Annotated in this window: 2 protein-coding genes; both read right to left on the reverse strand. The window is 25.3% G+C overall.

All coding sequences use genetic code 11. From position 1 onward, the window contains the following. The coding region (locus ACWF5P_RS27080; protein ID WP_452445546.1) for a hypothetical protein at positions 1-285 on the reverse strand (285 nt) is incomplete at its 3' end. A 252-nt stretch (positions 286-537) separates the two neighbouring features. Next, the gene (locus tag ACWF5P_RS27085) at positions 538-1,533 is read right to left on the reverse strand and encodes a glycosyltransferase family 2 protein (RefSeq protein ID WP_452445547.1); all 996 of its coding nucleotides are present in this window, start codon (positions 1,531-1,533) and stop codon (positions 538-540) included. Between the last annotated feature and the right edge of the window lie 15 nt (positions 1,534-1,548).

The following is a 1,548-nucleotide window of genomic DNA, read 5'->3' on the forward strand; positions in this document are numbered from 1 at the left end:
ACCCATTGCAACTGATATTAAAAATATCAGGAATGTAACAGAATAAAATAATAGTTGGGGGATATTGAATGAAAAATATTTTTTTTTATTTATTATAATAATTACCAGCATACAAATTGCCATAATATCTCTTACATCGAAATAAATATCCACTCCCATTTTATTTTCTATGTAGCTATTGCTCGGAATGGCTATAATGGAAATAATATATAATAAATATACATAATCGAATTTTTTCCACATGCAAAATATAATAAATGACAGCATAGCTAATATAAAATACATTTGAAGACCTCACAATCAACTTATTATTTCCAGAGTCTTCAATAACGACATACTCTTTCCTAAAATAATAACTGTTTACAAAATAAGTTTAATTACCAATTAATTTATTAAAGCTACCATACTAATAATTTGATAATGTAGTAAATTTCCAACCCTAAGTTTTCCGGTTATTATTATTCTAATTTAAAACACGCAAGTTCCACAAAAATTACCCCTGATTAAGAATAAAAGATATAAGATAATTATTTACAACTATATTTTTTTTAACAAAAGTTTAATTTTACCATGAATTTTATAAGGCAAAAATACTTTAGTTAATTTCTTTAAAAATGTCATGAAACTAATACTTCGATGGGAAAATGCAGTGAAAATGATTTTCATTGCCGCTATTCTTTCTCTTCTGTCAATAAGATAATCAACTATTATCATTTTAAAAGCCCACTGAGATTTCAAAGATAGCTCATTTTTTTTGCTATTTAACCAATCAAGTGATATTTCCTGATTTTTATAACTATTACTTATTCTGTCATTTCTATTTTTATCAACATTCCACACAGTTAAACATTCAGGTAAGTATAAGAATGTAGCTTTATGATTCCTTAGTCTTAAACAAAAATCCCAGTCCTGATGTTTTTTTAACCCAGGATCAAATAATGTTTTTTTCGCAATGGCATTTGATATCATAAATGTGCTTGTTTGCACTACATTATTTCTAACTAAAATATAATCCATTATATCTTCATTTTTATTTAAAGGTTTATTCTTTCTATATATTTCCAATTTTTCATCTTTTATTATTACTCTGGTAAAACATATTATGTTATTATTGGTTTTCCCAAAACTTAAAATGAATTTAAGTTGTTTTTCAAGCTTAGTTGGAAGCCATTCGTCATCAGAATCAAGAAAAGCAATATACTCTCCATTACTTACATTTATACCTACATTTCTTGGTTTTGTACCCTTAGTGTTTTCTTGTAACTTTATATATTTAATTCTTTTATCTTTTATACTTTTTACTATACTTTCTGTATTATCATTCGATGCGTCATCTATAATTATTAATTCAAAGTGGTCATATGTTTGCTGTAAAACCGAATTGATTGTTTTTTTTATAACATATCCCCTATTATAAGTAGGAATAATAACACTGATTAAAGGTTTTGGGTAAGTCACACAGATTCTTTCCTCTACATTTATTTTTAGATATTTATTAAGTAAATTTTTTTCCTTATAAGATACTAGTGCCATCTATCTCTTTTAAAA

The organism is Peribacillus sp. NPDC055009, assembly GCF_053608705.1.

What these genes read in the sequence shown, in the direction of transcription:
- ACWF5P_RS27085 (WP_452445547.1), bottom strand. Translation starts at nt 1,533, where the DNA reads ATGGCACTAGTATCTTATAAGGAAAAAAATTTACTTAATAAATATCTA.